Source organism: Stenotrophomonas sp. ZAC14D2_NAIMI4_7, from assembly GCF_003086675.1.
Classification (GTDB): domain Bacteria; phylum Pseudomonadota; class Gammaproteobacteria; order Xanthomonadales; family Xanthomonadaceae; genus Stenotrophomonas.
The window spans coordinates 1,284,107-1,298,909 of sequence record NZ_CP025995.1 but is presented as its reverse complement, the minus strand read 5'-3'; the positions used below and the strand labels follow the sequence as shown (position 1 = coordinate 1,298,909).

Annotated in this window: 14 protein-coding genes; 11 read left to right on the top strand and 3 right to left on the bottom strand. The window is 67.8% G+C overall.

The window, feature by feature from the left end; all coding sequences use genetic code 11:
- Positions 1 to 106 precede the first annotated feature (106 nt).
- From uvrA to C1922_RS06030, 4 genes are all read left to right on the top strand, one after another.
- Positions 107 to 3,100 carry an excinuclease ABC subunit UvrA gene (uvrA, locus tag C1922_RS06045; RefSeq protein WP_108748942.1) on the top strand — a complete coding sequence of 998 codons (2,994 nt, stop codon included), beginning with the start codon at positions 107 to 109 and terminating at the stop codon, positions 3,098 to 3,100.
- Positions 3,100 to 3,507, top strand: a complete 408-nt coding sequence (locus tag C1922_RS06040; RefSeq protein ID WP_108748941.1) for a thioesterase family protein — start codon at positions 3,100 to 3,102, stop codon at positions 3,505 to 3,507. The genes uvrA and C1922_RS06040 overlap by 1 nt, the downstream gene beginning before the upstream one ends.
- 172 nt (positions 3,508 to 3,679) lie before the next feature.
- Positions 3,680 to 4,405, top strand: a complete 726-nt coding sequence (locus tag C1922_RS06035) for an enolase (RefSeq protein ID WP_108748940.1) — start codon at positions 3,680 to 3,682, stop codon at positions 4,403 to 4,405.
- 91 nt (positions 4,406 to 4,496) lie between these two features.
- A complete protein-coding gene (locus C1922_RS06030; protein ID WP_108748939.1) occupies positions 4,497 to 5,246 on the top strand; it encodes an enolase in 750 nt (249 codons plus the stop codon).
- Positions 5,247 to 5,328: 82 nt separating this feature from the next.
- Here the strand turns inward: C1922_RS06030 and C1922_RS06025 are convergent, their stop codons facing one another.
- Positions 5,329 to 5,763, bottom strand: a complete 435-nt coding sequence (locus tag C1922_RS06025; protein WP_108748938.1) for a copper chaperone PCu(A)C — start codon at positions 5,761 to 5,763, stop codon at positions 5,329 to 5,331.
- A gap of 34 nt (positions 5,764 to 5,797) precedes the next feature.
- On the opposite strand from C1922_RS06025, the gene C1922_RS06020 reads away from it, so the two are divergent.
- The 4 genes from C1922_RS06020 (at position 5,798) to C1922_RS06005 (ending at position 9,697) form a co-directional block, all read left to right on the top strand.
- Positions 5,798 to 6,574, top strand: a complete 777-nt coding sequence (locus tag C1922_RS06020; RefSeq protein ID WP_108748937.1) for an enoyl-CoA hydratase/isomerase family protein — start codon at positions 5,798 to 5,800, stop codon at positions 6,572 to 6,574.
- A 390-nt stretch (positions 6,575 to 6,964) separates the two neighbouring features.
- Positions 6,965 to 7,873: an acyl-CoA thioesterase II gene (tesB, locus tag C1922_RS06015; RefSeq protein ID WP_108748936.1), complete on the top strand. Its 909-nt coding sequence runs from the start codon at positions 6,965 to 6,967 to the stop codon at positions 7,871 to 7,873.
- 4 nt (positions 7,874 to 7,877) lie between these two features.
- Entirely contained in the window at positions 7,878 to 8,378 is a 501-nt protein-coding gene (locus tag C1922_RS06010; RefSeq protein WP_108748935.1) for a pathogenicity-like protein, read from the top strand.
- A 101-nt stretch (positions 8,379 to 8,479) separates the two neighbouring features.
- A complete protein-coding gene (locus C1922_RS06005; RefSeq protein ID WP_108748934.1) occupies positions 8,480 to 9,697 on the top strand; it encodes a sigma-70 family RNA polymerase sigma factor in 1,218 nt (405 codons plus the stop codon).
- Between the two features lie 59 nt (positions 9,698 to 9,756).
- On the opposite strand, the gene C1922_RS06000 is transcribed toward C1922_RS06005, so the two are convergent.
- Positions 9,757 to 10,326 carry an EF-hand domain-containing protein gene (locus C1922_RS06000; RefSeq protein WP_108748933.1) on the bottom strand — a complete coding sequence of 190 codons (570 nt, stop codon included), beginning with the start codon at positions 10,324 to 10,326 and terminating at the stop codon, positions 9,757 to 9,759.
- Positions 10,327 to 10,479: 153 nt separating this feature from the next.
- Here C1922_RS06000 and C1922_RS05995 point away from each other — a divergent pair, with 153 nt between their 5' ends.
- Positions 10,480 to 11,235, top strand: coding sequence for an arginyltransferase (locus C1922_RS05995; protein WP_108748932.1), 756 nt, complete (start codon positions 10,480 to 10,482; stop codon positions 11,233 to 11,235).
- Positions 11,236 to 11,273: 38 nt separating this feature from the next.
- Positions 11,274 to 12,488: an endonuclease/exonuclease/phosphatase family protein gene (locus C1922_RS05990; RefSeq protein ID WP_108748931.1), complete on the top strand. Its 1,215-nt coding sequence runs from the start codon at positions 11,274 to 11,276 to the stop codon at positions 12,486 to 12,488.
- 71 nt (positions 12,489 to 12,559) lie between these two features.
- Here C1922_RS05990 and purT read toward each other — a convergent pair whose 3' ends face one another.
- A complete protein-coding gene (gene purT, locus C1922_RS05985; protein ID WP_108748930.1) occupies positions 12,560 to 13,747 on the bottom strand; it encodes a formate-dependent phosphoribosylglycinamide formyltransferase in 1,188 nt (395 codons plus the stop codon).
- A gap of 129 nt (positions 13,748 to 13,876) precedes the next feature.
- Between purT and C1922_RS05980 the strand changes: the two genes are divergently transcribed.
- Complete coding sequence (locus C1922_RS05980) at positions 13,877 to 14,758, top strand: SPFH domain-containing protein (protein ID WP_108748929.1); 882 nt, start codon at positions 13,877 to 13,879, stop codon at positions 14,756 to 14,758.
- Positions 14,759 to 14,803 lie beyond the last annotated feature (45 nt).

The following is a 14,803-nucleotide window of genomic DNA, read 5'->3' as shown; positions in this document are numbered from 1 at the left end:
TGGTGAGACACCGGGCTGGCATTGTCGGCCATTGCCCCCATCTGGTCACCTCGGTAGGCTGATTGATTGCCGCCGCATTCGACCTGCCCCCACAACCGGATCCCCCATGGCGATGGATTTCATCCGCATCCGCGGTGCGCGGACGCACAACCTGAAGAACCTCGACCTCGACCTGCCCCGCGACAAGCTGATCGTGATCACCGGCCTGTCCGGTTCGGGCAAGTCCTCGCTGGCGTTCGATACGATCTATGCCGAAGGCCAGCGCCGCTACGTGGAATCGCTGTCGGCCTATGCCCGACAGTTCCTGAGCGTGATGGAAAAGCCGGACCTGGACCACATCGAAGGTCTGTCCCCGGCCATTTCCATCGAACAGAAGTCGACCTCGCACAACCCGCGTTCGACGGTCGGCACGATCACCGAAATCTACGACTACCTGCGCCTGCTGTACGCGCGGGTGGGCACCCCGCGCTGCCCCGACCACGGCTATCCGCTGGAAGCGCAGACCGTCAGCCAGATGGTGGACCAGGTGCTGACCCTGGACCCGGAACAGCGCTACATGCTGCTGGCCCCGGTCATCCGCGACCGCAAGGGCGAGCATGCGCAGGTGTTCGACCAGCTGCGCGCGCAGGGCTTCGTGCGCGTGCGGGTGGACGGCGAGCTGTATGAAATCGACGCGGTGCCGCCATTGGCGCTGCGCCAGAAGCACACCATCGAAGCAGTGATCGACCGTTTCCGCCCGCGCGAGGACATCAAGCAGCGCCTGGCCGAAAGCTTCGAAACCGCGCTGAAGCTGGGCGACGGCATGGCCTCGGTGCAGTCGCTGGACGCCGCCGACGCCACCCCGACCCTGTTCTCGTCCAAGTATTCCTGCCCGGTCTGCGACTACTCGCTGCCCGAGCTGGAACCGCGCCTGTTCTCGTTCAACGCACCGATGGGCGCCTGCCCCGGCTGCGACGGCCTGGGCATGGCCGAATTCTTCGACCCGGCGCGCGTGGTGGTGCATCCGGAACTGTCGCTGGCCGCGGGCGCTGTGCGCGGCTGGGACCGCCGCAATGCATACTACTTCCAGCTGATCGCCTCACTGGCCAAGCACTACAAGTTCGACGTGGATGCGGCCTGGAACTCACTGCCGGCCAAGGTGCAGCAGGCCGTGCTGTTCGGCAGCGGCGATGAGGCCATCACCTTCACCTACTTCACCGAAGCCGGTGGCCGCACCCAGCGCAAGCACCGCTTCGAGGGCATCATTCCCAACCTGGAACGCCGCTACAAGGAAACCGAATCGGCGGCGGTGCAGGAAGAGCTGGGCAAGTACATCAGCGAACACGCCTGCCCCGAATGCAACGGTGCGCGCCTGAACAAGGCTGCGCGCAACGTGTTCGTGGCCGACCGTCCGCTGCCGGAACTGGTGGTGCTGCCGATCGACGAGGCGCTGAAGTTCTTCAGCGAACTGAGCCTGCCGGGCTGGCGCGGCGAGATCGCGGCAAAGATCGTCAAGGAGATCGGCGAGCGCCTGGGCTTCCTGGTCGACGTGGGCCTGGATTACCTGACCCTGGAACGCAAGGCCGACACCCTGTCCGGCGGCGAAGCACAGCGCATCCGCCTGGCCAGCCAGATCGGCGCCGGGCTGGTGGGCGTGATGTACGTGCTGGATGAACCGTCCATCGGCCTGCACCAGCGCGACAACGAGCGCCTGCTGGGCACCCTCACCCGCCTGCGCGACCTGGGCAACACGGTGATCGTGGTCGAGCACGATGAAGATGCCATCCGCCTGGCGGACTACGTGCTGGATATCGGCCCGGGCGCGGGCGTGCATGGTGGCGAGATCGTCGGCCAGGGCACCCTGCAGGACATCCTGGACGCACCGCGTTCGTTGACCGGCCAATACCTGTCGGGCAAGCGCGCGATCGAGATTCCGACACGCCGCCACGCGCCCAACCCGAAGACCACCCTGCACCTGCGCGGCGCCAGCGGAAACAATCTGAAGGGCGTGGACCTGTCCATTCCGGCCGGCCTGCTGACCTGCGTGACCGGCGTGTCCGGCTCGGGCAAGTCGACCCTGATCAACGACACCCTGTTCTCGCTGGCCGCCAACGAGATCAACGGCGCCTCGCATGCCGTGGCGCCGTACAAGGAAATCGAAGGCCTGGACCTGTTCGACAAGGTGGTGGACATCGACCAGTCGCCGATCGGCCGCACGCCGCGTTCGAACCCGGCCACCTACACCGGCCTGTTCACCCCCCTGCGCGAACTGTTCGCCCAGGTGCCCGAAGCACGTGCGCGTGGCTATTCGCCGGGCCGTTTCAGCTTCAACGTGCGCGGCGGCCGCTGCGAGGCCTGCCAGGGCGATGGCCTGATCAAGGTGGAAATGCACTTCCTGCCGGACGTGTACGTGCCCTGCGATGTCTGCCATGGCAAGCGCTACAACCGCGAAACGCTGGAGATCGTCTACAAGGGCTACAACATCAACGACGTGCTGGAAATGACCGTCGAGGATGCCTTGAAGCTGTTCGAGCCGGTGCCGTCGATCGCGCGCAAGCTGGAAACGCTGGTGGACGTGGGCCTGAGCTACATCAAGCTGGGCCAGAGCGCGACCACGCTGTCCGGCGGTGAAGCGCAGCGCGTGAAGCTGTCCAAGGAACTGTCGCGCCGCGATACCGGGCGCACCCTGTACATCCTGGACGAGCCGACCACCGGCCTGCACTTCCACGATATCGAAGCGCTGCTGGGCGTGCTGCACAAGCTGCGCGACGAGGGCAACACGGTGGTGGTGATCGAACACAACCTGGACGTGATCAAGACCGCCGACTGGATCGTCGATCTGGGTCCGGAAGGCGGCCACCGTGGCGGCACCATCCTGGTGACCGGCACGCCCGAAGACGTGGCGGCCTGCCCGCAGTCCTACACCGGCCACTTCCTGGAACGCATGCTGCCGTCCACCCGCGCACGGCCGCAGCAACCGGCCGCCGTGGCCAACAAGCCCGACGCGCGCCCGCCGCGCAAGGTGAAGCCCGAACCGCCGGCGAAGAAGGCCGCCGCCGCCAAGAGCAGCGGCAAGGCCAGCAAGACCGCCACTGCCAGCAAGAAGAAGAAGGACGCCTGATGAGCAGCGAACACAAGATCCTGGCCCGTATTCCGATCAGCGTGCGCTGGCGTGACATGGACAGCATGGGCCATGTGAACAACGCCAAGTACATTTCCTACCTGGAAGAAGCGCGCGTGCGCTGGATGCTGGGCGTGGACGGCGTGTCGATGACCGACCGCATCGCACCGGTGGTGGCTGCCACCAACGTGAACTACCGCCTGCCGATCGTGTGGCCCAACGACATTCTGGTGGAACTGTTCGTGGAGCGCCTGGGCAACAGCAGCGTGACCATCGGCCACCGCATCGTGGACCAGCAGGACGAATCGAAGCTGTATTCGGACGGCAACGTGGTGGTGGTGTGGATGGACACCCAGACCGGCAAGAGCGCCCCGCTGCCAGACGCGATCCGCAGCGCATCGAGCTGATCCGCTTCCGGTAGATGCCGACCTTGGTCGGCATTCCGTCCGCCGGGCATGGCCCGGCGCTACCGGGTGCTGCACATTGTCCGGCACGCCCGGAAGCCGCGCTTCGTAGAGTCAAGCTTGCTCGACGCCATGCGCCCCGCCGCACCCGTTTTTTCACACTCAAGGGACTGACATGATCCACCACACCGAACTGCGCGACCTGCTGCCCGGCATGGTCCCCTTCCCCGCCGACGTATTCCCCGCCGACCAGGCCTGGCTCGGCCAGCACCTGCTGCCGTTGCTGCAGATCGACATGGGCGTGCTGCGCCCGGAACTGGCCGGCCAGGTGGCCACGATGCTGTGCCCGATCGAGCCGTATGACGGCTGTATCGGCGAGAGCACCGAAGAACACCACAACGCGTTCACCGGCACCAACTGGATCGCCTTCGAACTGACCGCCGACAACCAGATGCGTTTCCTCGGCAACGAAGGCTATTTCATCGGTGACCAGGTGCAGGATACGCACGCGCAGCAACACATCGCGCAGATGCGCGAGAGCTACGCCAAGGCCCGCGACTACCATGCCGCCAACGGCCGCCTCGCCTGCTATTCGCGCTTTGGCAAGGGCGAAGCCAGCGAGCGCGATTACCTCGATTCGCTGGGTGGTCCGATCGGTTTCGGTAACTGGACCGAGACGGCGGAAATCCCGGCCGGCTTCGCGCTGGAGTTCACCGACGCGGCTGATGACCCGGATGCGCCGGAAGATGCCGAAACGGTGATCATCACCCGCGATGGCCACAAATTCTTCGCCGTGGCCGAGGTGGCCGGCTACAACTGGTGTGCCACCGGCGCCGATGCCATCGTAATGATGTACGAGCCGGTGAGCCGCACCGTGTTGTTCTCGTACGACTGGTCGTAAGCCGACCGCGCAGCGCGCGTCAGGCATGACCCGGCGCCGCCTTTCGTAGCGTCGAGCTTGCTCGACTCTACCCGCTGTTCCGAGGCCTGACATGATCCACCACACCGACCTGCGCGACCTGCTGCCCGGCATGGTGCCGTTCCCCACCGACGTCTTTGCCAGCGAGCAACCTTGGCTGGCCGAACACCTGCTGCCGCTGCTGCAGATCGACCTGGGCGTGCTGCGCCCGGAGCTGGCCGGCCAGGCCGCCACCCTGCTGTGCCCGATCGAGCCGTATGAGGGCTGCATCGGCGACGACACCGTCGCGCACCACAACCCGTTCACTGGCATCAACTGGATCGCCTTCGAACTGACCGCGGACAACCGCATGCGCTTCCTCGGCGCGCCGGGCTATTTTCTGGGCGAGGCGGTAGAGACGGAAGAAGCCCGCGCGCATGGCGTTGAAATGCGTGAGAGCCATGCCAAGGCGCATGCGTATTTCCTGCAGCATGGGCGCCTGGCCAGCTGCTCGCGCTACGGCAACGGCGAGTTGGACGAACAGGCCTGGCTGCAGCAGCTGGGTGGCCCGATCTGGTTCGGCAACTGGTCTGACTACGCGCCGCTGCCGGCGGCGTTCCAGCTGCAGGATCTGGCAGGCTACCGGCAACGCGGCAGTCTGCGTTTCCGCAATGACAGCAGCCACCTGGCCGACGATGGCCTGCGCCTGAGCCGCGACGGCCATGCGTTCTTCCACGTGGCCAGCGTGCCGGCGAGCCACTGGTGCGCCGCCGGCGCCGATGCGATCGTGATGTTCTACGAGCCGGAAAGCCGCACGGTGTTGTTCACCTTTGATTGGTCGTAGGCCGGTCGTTCGCCGGGCATGGCCCGGCGCTACCACCTGCCTCGATCGTGTCGCATGCCACGGGATACCGCCTGCTGCGCGCTTACCCGCCGGTCTTGCGCACGGTCAGCGTGGCGCTGGCTTCGCGCCCGTCTTCCAGCTGCAGCTGCAGCGGCACGGCCTGCCCTTCCTTCAGCGCGCCCTTGCCCTGCATCAACATCAGGTGCAGGCCACCGGGCTTGAGTTCGGCGCGCGCACCGGGGGCCAACGGCAGGCGCTCGATCGCGCGCATGCGGCTGACGCCATCGACCAGGGTGGTTTCGTGCAGCGACACATCGGCAAACATCGCGCTGCCAGCACCGGTGATCACCACCTGCGTCGCACAGCCGTTGTGGATCACCCCATAACCGGCGGTCATGGTCATGGCCGGCGTAGGCGGTAGCCGCGCCCAGCCGTGTTCGAGCGTCACGCAGTCGGCCGCCGATGCTGCGCCCGCACACAGCCACAACAATACGCCAACGAATGGTTTGGTTATCATCGCCTCAGATTCCTGTCCGCAACGAGACCGCAGCATGACGACGCTCATCGAGGTGATCAACCATGGCCCCATCCGCGAACTGCGCTTGGCGCGGCCGCCGGTCAATGCACTGGACACCGACCTGTGCCGGCAGTTGATCCACGCCATCGAACAGGCCATGGCCGAAGACGCGCACGGCATCGTGCTGTCGGGCAGCGAGCGCATCTTCACCGGCGGCATGGACGTGCCGCATCTGCTGTCCCATGGCGATGACAAGCACAAGCTGCTGGACAGCTGGAATGCGTTCTTCGGTGCGGTGCGCACGCTGGCCGAAAGCCGCATTCCGGTAGTGGCCGCCATCACCGGGCATGCCCCGGCCGGTGGCTGCGTGCTGGCCCTGTGCTGCGATTACCGGGTGATGGCGCGCAGTACCGATCCGGCACGCCCCTACGCCATTGGCCTGAACGAGGTGCAGGTGGGCCTGGTGGCGCCGGAAGGCATCCAGCGCCTGCTGCGCCGCGCCGTGGGCCTGCACCGTTCGGCCATGCTGTTGAGCACCGGCGCGCTGGTGCCGGCCGAACAGGCGCTGCAGATCGGCCTGGTGGATGAGCTGGCCGACGGCGATCTGGTGGTGGCCCGCGCCATCGCCTGGCTGCAGCACCTGCTGAAGCAGCCGCGCCAGCCGATGCTGCTGACCCGCGCCATTGCCCGCGCCGAGCTGCACGAGGCCCTGCACCCGGACCTGATCCAGCTGGACCGCTTCGTCGAGGCCTGGTTCGCGGCGGATGCGCAGAATGCCCTGCAGGCGCTGGTGGCCCGGCTGGGCAAGTAAAGCGCCGGGCTGCCGCCCGGCACCCGCAGACGCAACGTCAACGTCAACGTCAACGTCAACGTCAACGTCAAAAGCCACTCTGCGCAGGGAGGCGAGGTGGGGCCGGTTGCGGGGGACGGCGCAAGTACGTCCCTGTAGCCTCGGTCGCGCTTGCTCGTGTGCGCTGTCCCGCGCACACGGCAAGACCGGGGTTGGGCGTCCTGCCCAACCCGCCCGAGGCATGCCTCGGGCCCATGGCGCTCACGCCCCCGCAACCGGCCCCACCCCGCCTTCGACGATTGCCTGGTTGCCTGTGGCGTGCCCCCGGGGTCAGCGCCCTTTCGCAAGGCGAAAGGGATCTGACCCCTGACCGGTATAATCGGTCCCTTCTTCACTGCTGTGGCCGCCCCCTTGAACGACACGCCCGAACCCGTCGTCTCCGAGCTGATCGACCTGCTCACCCTGGAGCGGCTGGAGGACAACCTGTTCCGCGGCCAGAGCCGCGACATCGGCACCAAGTACGTGTTCGGTGGGCAGGTGCTGGGCCAGGCGCTGGCTGCGGCCCAGGCCACGGTGGACAACGGCCGCCACGTGCATTCGCTGCACGCCTACTTCCTGCGCGCCGGCAACATCGACCACCCCATCGTCTACGACGTGGACCGCACCCGCGACGGCGGCAGCTTCTCGGTGCGCCGGGTCACTGCGATCCAGCATGGCAAGGTGATCTTCTTCTGCGCGGCCTCGTTCCAGCAGGCCGAACAGGGCGCCGAGCACCAGCACAAGATGCCCGAAGTGCCGCAGCCGGAAGACATCGAACCGAACCGCCCGCTGCCGCCGGAAGTGCTGGCACGGCTGCCGATCAAGGTGCAGCGCTGGCTCTCGCGCGGCGGCCCGTTCGAGTTCCGCCATGTGTACCCGCGCGATGAACTGAACCCGCCCAAGCGCCCACCCTACCACCAGGTGTGGCTGCGCCTGAGCGAACCGGTGGGCGATGCGCCGGAGCTGCACCAGGCCCTGCTGGCCTATGCCTCCGATTTCCACCTGCTGGGCACGGCCACCTTCCCGCACGGCATCAGCTACTACCACCCGCATGTGCAGATGGCTTCGCTGGACCATGCCATCTGGTTCCACCGCCCGTTCCGCGCAGACGACTGGCTGCTGTATTCGCTGGACAGCCCCAGCGCGCAGGATTCGCGCGGGCTGGCGCGCGGCCAGTTCTTCACCCGCGATGGCGTGCTGGTGGCCAGCACCGCACAGGAAGGCCTGATCCGCGTGGTGCCCGACCAGGCCGCCGTTGCTGCCGTGCCGGCCAAGGAGTAAGACGATGCGTCAGATTTTCAGCAGCCAGCGCGTGGAAACCGTGGAAGGCGTGGCCGAGCTGCTGCGCAGCCACGGCATTGAAGTGAAGGTGACCAACGGCCGGTCGTACAAGACCCGCCGCCGTGGCCAGTTCAGCTATACCGACCTGGGCAATGCCCAGGCCTACCCCGCCGTGTGGATCGTGCGCGCCGACGACCAGCCGCGTGCGCGCGACATCCTGCGCGACGCACGCCTGCTCGACACCACCCGCCGCGACCACCCCACCGCCGAATTCGCCTTCCGCGACGCACCGCAGGAAGGCGGCAGCGGCCGTGGCTGGGCCTGGCGCATCCGCATCGGCCTGCTGGTGGTGATTGCCGCCGTGGCGCTGGTGATCGGCCTGCGCCACCGTGGCGCGCCCGCCCCGGCCACCCCGGCACCGGCACCGCAGGCCCAGCCGCAGCCGGCACCGCAGGCCGCGCCGGAAGAGGAAGAAGTGCGGGTCCGCATCCAGCCCTCCAGCTAGGTTCGGTAGCGCCGGGCCGTGCCCGGCGTGATCGGGCCCCGTCCGGTCACACTTCGCGCGCGGCGGCGTCTTGGGACACAATCCCTGCAGGAGCCGCCGCCATGACGACGTTCGCCGCATCGATCGACCAGACCCTGGAACGCGAGCTGCCCGCCGCTGCCGGCGGCTGCCAGCACGCCTATGGCCGCATCGTGCTGGCCTGCCAGAACACCATTACCGCCATCGCCCTGGCCATCACCGGCGACCGCCAGGCCAGCGAGGACATCGCCCAGGAAGCGTTCGTGAAGGGCTGGCAGCAGCTGCACCAGCTGCGCAGCAGCACCAGTTTCCTGCCCTGGCTGCGGCAGATCACCCGCAACCTGGCCCGCGACTGGCTGCGCTCGCAGCGCGGTCGGCCGCTCACCGGCGACGCCGCCGAAGTGGCGCTGGGCATGGCCGCTGACCCGACCCCGGGCGCGCCCGACCGGCTGCAGCGGCTGGAAGAAGAGATCGCCGCCGAAGACATCATTTCCGCCCTGCCCAGCGACAGCCGCGAAGTGCTGCTGCTGTACTACCGCGAAGGGCAACGCTCGCAGCAGGTGGCCGACCTGCTGGGGCTGAGCGATGCCGCCGTGCGCAAGCGCCTGTCGCGCGCGCGCGGCCAGGTACGCGACGGCCTGCTGCAGCGTTTCGGCGAATTCGCCCGCAGCAGCGCACCCAGCGCAGCGTTCGCCACGGCCGTGGTGTCGATGGTGCTGGTGGCGGCCCCCGGTACCGCCAGCGCGGCAATCCTGCTGAGCGCCGGCGTCGGCATGGGCGGCGGCAAGCTGGGCCTGGGCGGGGCCAGCGTGGCCGGCGGCACCGCCATGGGCTCGGTCACCGCCGCGCTGGGCTACCTGCACATGATTCCGGCCAGCACCTGGGGCGCCTTCGCCGGTGGCGTGGCCGGCGGCGTGATCGGCAGCTACCTGGGCGGTCGTTTCCTGCTGTCCTACGCCAAGACCGATGCCGAGCGCGCGCAGGTCTGGCGCTTCGTGCGCATGAACACCTGGACCGCCATGGCCTGCTGCCTGTCGGTGCTGGCGGTGGTGCTGCTGCAGGCGCCGACCTGGGTGCATCTGCTGGTGCTGGTGCTCGGCCTGGGCCTGGTGAACTACCAGTGCCTGGGGCCGCTGCAGCGGATCATGGCGCCGCTGATCGCCCGCGATTCGGCGCGGCGTGGGCGCACCGGCACCAACTGGGTGTATGAATCGATGTACGGGCGCACCGGCGTCATCGCCATGAACATCATGGTGCTGGGCGTGGTGCTGTATGCCGTAGCACATACTGGCGGACGCTAGGCCCGCAACGCACGACGCCGGCGGTGCGCCGGCGTCGTGGTCGATCAGAACGCGGTGATTCAGCGCTGCGGCTTCGGCGGCATGCCGTCACGCGGGCTCCCCGGGCGCGGGCCGCCGTGCATCGGGCCCTTGGCCGCATCGAATTCGGCCTTGCTCAGCTGGCCATCCTTGTTGGTATCGGCCGCGGCGAACCACGCGTCACGATGCTGCTTCATGCGCAGCTCACGGTCGGCCTTGTCCAGGTAGCCATCCTTGTTGACGTCCATCTGGTCGAAGCGCGCGGCCAGGCGCGGATCGGCCTTGGCTTCCTCGCGGCTGATGCGGCCATCCTTGTTCACGTCCAGCTTGGCCATCCAGGCATCGGGACCGCCATGGCCACCGCGACGGCCATGCTTCCAGCGCGGCAGCTCATCGCGCGACAGCTTGCCGTCCTTGTTCTTGTCCAGTTCGTCGAACTTCGCCGCCAGGCGCGGGTTGGCCGCCGCTTCGCTGCGGTCGATCACGCCGTCGCCGTTGGTGTCCAGCTTCACCGGGCGCGGCGCCGGCGGGGCCGGGGTGTCGGCGGCCAGCGCGATACCGGTGGCGGAGGTGCCCAGCAGCAGGGCCAGCAACAGGGGGGTACGGATCATCGGGTCACTCCTGGTAGGGGTTGCGTCGGGGTGATCAGTTCACCCTCGGGGGACAACAACGCCTGTGCGCGACATCGGTTGACGCGCCAGCCGGTTCCGTTCATCCGGCGGACAGTCGCGGCCGATGCGACACACTGGGGCTATGCTGTGCCCATGGCGATACACGGCGACAGAGACGACGAACTGCGGCTGTTCCAGACCGGCGAGCACCCGTGTGGGTACTGGCCGGACCGGGTGGCGCGCGATCTGGTGCTCGATCCGCAGGACCGCCGCCTGGGCGGGCTGTACCCGCTGGCGCTGAGCTGGGGCTTCCGCCGCAGCGGCGATCTGGTCTACCGCCCCCATTGCGCCCAGTGCCATGCCTGCGTGGCTGTGCGCATTCCGGTGGCCCGCTTCGCTGCCGACCGCAGCCAACGCCGCTGCGCGGCGCGCAATGCCGATCTGGAAGTGCGCATCGCCGCCGCCATGCCGCGCCAGGATCTGTTCGATCTGTACCACCGCTACCTGACGCACCGGCATGCCAATGGCGGCATGGACGACCATGGCCCGCGCGAGTTCGAGCAGTTCCTGATCGGTACCTGGTCACATACCCGCTTCATGGAAATGCGCCTGCCCGGCCACGACGGCCAGCCCAGCCAGTTGCTGGGCGTGGCAGTGACCGATGTGACCGAGCACGGGCTGTCGGCGGTCTACACCTTCTTCGACCCGGCCCATGCCGCGCGCGGGCTGGGCACCTTCGCCATCCTGCAGCAGATCGAATGGGCCCGCCGCGAAGGCCTGCCGCATGTGTATCTGGGCTACTGGATACGCGAGCACCAGAAGATGGACTACAAGCGCCGGTTCCACCCGCTGGAGGCCTACGACGGCCGCCGCTGGCATGATTTCGACAAGGAACTGGACGGCCGCTGACAAACCGCTGACACCAGGCCGGGTGCACAATACGGCCCATGAACATGACCCGCCGCCATCCCCTGATCCTCGCCCTGGCCCTGCTCTGCGGCGCCAGCGCCCCCGCCTTCGCCAAGCCCCCCGCGATGACCGAAACGCCGTCTGCAACGCTGCGCCTGGCCACCTACAACACCTCGCTGTATTCGGACGATGCCGGCGGCCTGATCAAGGAACTGGAAGGCGACAGCGAACACGCCCGCAAGATCGCCGCCGTGCTGCAGCAGGTGCGGCCGGACCTGGTGCTGCTGAACGAATTCGACTTCGACGATGCCCACCGCGCCGCCGATCTGTTCCAGCAGCGCTACCTGGAAGTGGCCCAGCCCGGCGGCGGCAAGCCGCTGCACTTCGCCTACCGCTACCTGGCACCGGTCAACACCGGCGTGCCCAGCGGCCTGGACCTGGACGGCAATGGCACGGTGGGCGGCGAAGGCCGCAGCCGCGGCAACGATGCCTGGGGCTACGGCCTGCACCCCGGCCAGTACGGCATGCTGGTGCTGTCGCGCTACCCGATCGACGAGGCCAAGGTCCGCAGCTTCCAGCTGCTGAAGTGGAGCACGATGCCCGGCGCGATCCGCCCGGTCGACCCGCGCACCGGCAAGAGCTTCTACAGCGATGCGGTGTGGTCGCAGCTGCGCCTGTCCTCGAAGTCGCATTGGGATGTGCCGGTGCAGACCCCGGCCGGCGTGGTGCATGCGCTGGTTTCGCACCCGACCCCGCCGGTGTTCGACGGCCCGGAAAAGCGCAATGCCGCGCGCAACCACGACGAACTGCGGCTGTGGCAGGAGTACCTGTCGGCTGGCGACACGCCCTGGCTGTGCGATGACCAGGGCAAGTGCGGCGGCCTGGCCCAGGACGCGCGCTTTGTGATCTTCGGCGATCTGAACAACGACCCGGTCGATGGCGATGGCCGCCACGATGCCATCGTCAATCTGATCGAGAACCCGCGCGTGCTGCGCTACCCCACCCCGCGCAGCGTGGGTGCCGAACAGACCAGCCTGGCCTATGCGGCCAAGGGCATCGTGCGCAAGGGCGCACCGTTCCACGCCACCGGCGATTTCGGCCCGAAGTCGGGCACCATGCGCCTGGACTACGTGCTGCCTTCCACCGGTTTCGAGTACGTGGGCAGCGGCGTGTTCTGGCCAGCCAATGAAAGCGCCGAAGCGAAGATTGCCGACGGCAGCGACCACCACCTGGTGTGGGTGGACGTGCGATAACGGAAAACGTACCGACCATCGGTCGGTACCTGCCGGGACGCGGGCGCCGGGCATGGCCCGGCGCTACCGTTTTACGGGCGCAGTTCGACGCCGATGGCTTCGGCGGCATCACGCGCGATGGCGCGGGCTTCGTCGATGGTCTCGGCGCGCGCCAGGGTCACGCCCACGCGGCGGTGGCCATGCACGCTCGGCTTGCCGAACAGGCGCACCGCGGTATCGGGCACCTGCAGCGCGGCGGCCACGTTGTTGAAGTACGGCACGCCTTCGCCATGGGCCAGAAGCGCGCACGAGGCCGACGGGCCGCTCTGGCGGATGACCGGAATCGGCAGGCCCAGGATCGCGCGCGCGTGCAGGGCGAATTCGCTCTGTTCCTGCGAGACCAGGGTCACCAGGCCGGTGTCGTGCGGACGCGGCGAGACTTCGCTGAACCACACCTCGTCGCCCTTCACGAACAGCTCGACGCCGAACAGGCCCCAGCCACCGAGGTCGTCGGTGATCGCGCGCGAGATCTCTTCGGCACGCGCCAGCGCGGCGCTGGACATCGGCTGCGGCTGCCAGCTTTCGCGGTAGTCACCGTCCTTCTGCAGGTGGCCGATCGGCGCGCAGAACGAGGTGCCGCCGGCGTGGCGCACGGTCAGCAGGGTGATCTCGTAATCGAAGTCGATGAAGCCTTCGACGATGCAGCGGCCGGCACCGGCACGGCCGCCGGTCTGCGCGTAGTCCCACGCCGGGGCGATGTCCGCTTCGCTGCGCAGGGTGCTCTGGCCCTTGCCCGAGGAGGACATGACCGGCTTGACCACGCACGGCAGCCCGATGGCGGCCACCGCGGCGCGGTATTCGGCTTCGGTGTCCACGAAGCGGTACGGCGAGGTCGGCAGGCCCAGGGTTTCGGCGGCCAGGCGGCGGATGCCTTCGCGGTCCATGGTCAGGCGCGCGGCACGCGCGGTCGGAACCACCCGCAGGCCCTGCTCCTGTTCCAGCTGCACCAGGGTTTCGGTGTGGATGGCCTCGATTTCCGGCACCACCAGGTGCGGCTGCTCCTGTGCGATCAACGCGCGCAGAGCCATGGCGTCGAGCATGTCGATCACGTGCGCGCGGTGCGCCACCTGCATCGCCGGCGCATCGGCATAGCGGTCGGCGGCAATCACTTCCACGCCCAGGCGCTGCAGTTCAATGGCCACTTCCTTGCCAAGTTCGCCCGAGCCCAACAGCAGCACACGGGTGGCGGAGGGGGACAGCGGGGTTCCAAGCTTGGCCATGGGGGTTCCAGCAGCGATGTGAAGGCGGGTGGGCATTCTAGCCGGTCCAGCCGGGTCGGCCGACGAACGGCACTTGCGATGTGATATCAATTTGATATCGTTCAATCGAACCCTCAAGGACGTACTGCCATGAAAGAGAAGTCGCTTTCCTCCCTCAACGGTCTGGGTACGCTGGCCGTCTCGCTGCTGGCCGCGCTGGCCGGTGGCGCGCTGTTCGTGCTGGGGGTGGCAGCCAAAGCCAGCACCGGCGCACCGAACCTGCTGATGATGCTGGGCGGCCTGCTGCTGGTCGTCGCCGCGGTGCTGGTGCTGGCTGGCCTGTACACGGTGCAGCCCAACCAGGCGGCGGTGCTGAGCCTGTTCGGCAAGTACGTAGGCACGGTGAAGGACAACGGCCTGCGCTGGAACAACCCCTTCTATTCCAAGCGCCGGGTCAGCCAGCGCGTGCGCAACTTCGAAAGCGGCAAGCTGAAGGTGAACGAGCTTGATGGCAGCCCGATCGAGATTGCCGCGGTGATCGTCTGGCAGGTGGTCGATGCCTCCGAAGCGGTCTACAACGTGGACGACTACGAAAGCTTCGTGCACATCCAGTCCGAATCGGCGCTGCGCGCGATGGCCACCAGCTATCCCTACGACCAGCACGAGGACGGCCAGCTGGCCCTGCGCAGCCACGCCAGCGAGATTTCCCAGCACCTGAAGAACGAACTGGCCGAACGCCTGGCCGACGCCGGCGTGCAGGTGCTGGATGCACGCATCAGCCACCTGGCCTACGCCGCCGAAATCGCCCAGGCCATGCTGCAGCGCCAGCAGGCCAATGCGGTGATCGCCGCGCGCACGCGCATCGTGGCCGGTGCGGTGGGCATGGTGGAAATGGCCCTGGCCGAACTGCAGAAGAATGGCGTGGTGCAGCTGGATGAGGAACGCAAGGCGCACATGGTCAGCAACCTGCTGACCGTGCTGTGCTCGGACCGCGGCACCCAGCCGATCGTCAACGCCGGTTCGCTGTACTGAGCCACCCTCGCAACGGGGCGCCACCGCGCCCCGCCAGGAGTTCGC

Bases quoted from the DNA above. Each gene is read 5' to 3' on its own strand.
- uvrA (WP_108748942.1), top strand. From the start codon at position 107: ATGGCGATGGATTTCATCCGCATCCGCGGTGCGCGGACGCACAACCTG.
- C1922_RS06040 (WP_108748941.1), top strand. From the start codon at position 3,100: ATGAGCAGCGAACACAAGATCCTGGCCCGTATTCCGATCAGCGTGCGC.
- C1922_RS06035 (WP_108748940.1), top strand. From the start codon at position 3,680: ATGATCCACCACACCGAACTGCGCGACCTGCTGCCCGGCATGGTCCCC.
- C1922_RS06030 (WP_108748939.1), top strand. From the start codon at position 4,497: ATGATCCACCACACCGACCTGCGCGACCTGCTGCCCGGCATGGTGCCG.
- C1922_RS06025 (WP_108748938.1), bottom strand. From the start codon at position 5,763: ATGATAACCAAACCATTCGTTGGCGTATTGTTGTGGCTGTGTGCGGGC.
- C1922_RS06020 (WP_108748937.1), top strand. From the start codon at position 5,798: ATGACGACGCTCATCGAGGTGATCAACCATGGCCCCATCCGCGAACTG.
- C1922_RS06010 (WP_108748935.1), top strand. From the start codon at position 7,878: ATGCGTCAGATTTTCAGCAGCCAGCGCGTGGAAACCGTGGAAGGCGTG.
- C1922_RS06005 (WP_108748934.1), top strand. From the start codon at position 8,480: ATGACGACGTTCGCCGCATCGATCGACCAGACCCTGGAACGCGAGCTG.
- C1922_RS06000 (WP_108748933.1), bottom strand. From the start codon at position 10,326: ATGATCCGTACCCCCCTGTTGCTGGCCCTGCTGCTGGGCACCTCCGCC.
- C1922_RS05995 (WP_108748932.1), top strand. From the start codon at position 10,480: ATGGCGATACACGGCGACAGAGACGACGAACTGCGGCTGTTCCAGACC.
- C1922_RS05990 (WP_108748931.1), top strand. From the start codon at position 11,274: ATGAACATGACCCGCCGCCATCCCCTGATCCTCGCCCTGGCCCTGCTC.
- purT (WP_108748930.1), bottom strand. From the start codon at position 13,747: ATGGCCAAGCTTGGAACCCCGCTGTCCCCCTCCGCCACCCGTGTGCTG.
- C1922_RS05980 (WP_108748929.1), top strand. From the start codon at position 13,877: ATGAAAGAGAAGTCGCTTTCCTCCCTCAACGGTCTGGGTACGCTGGCC.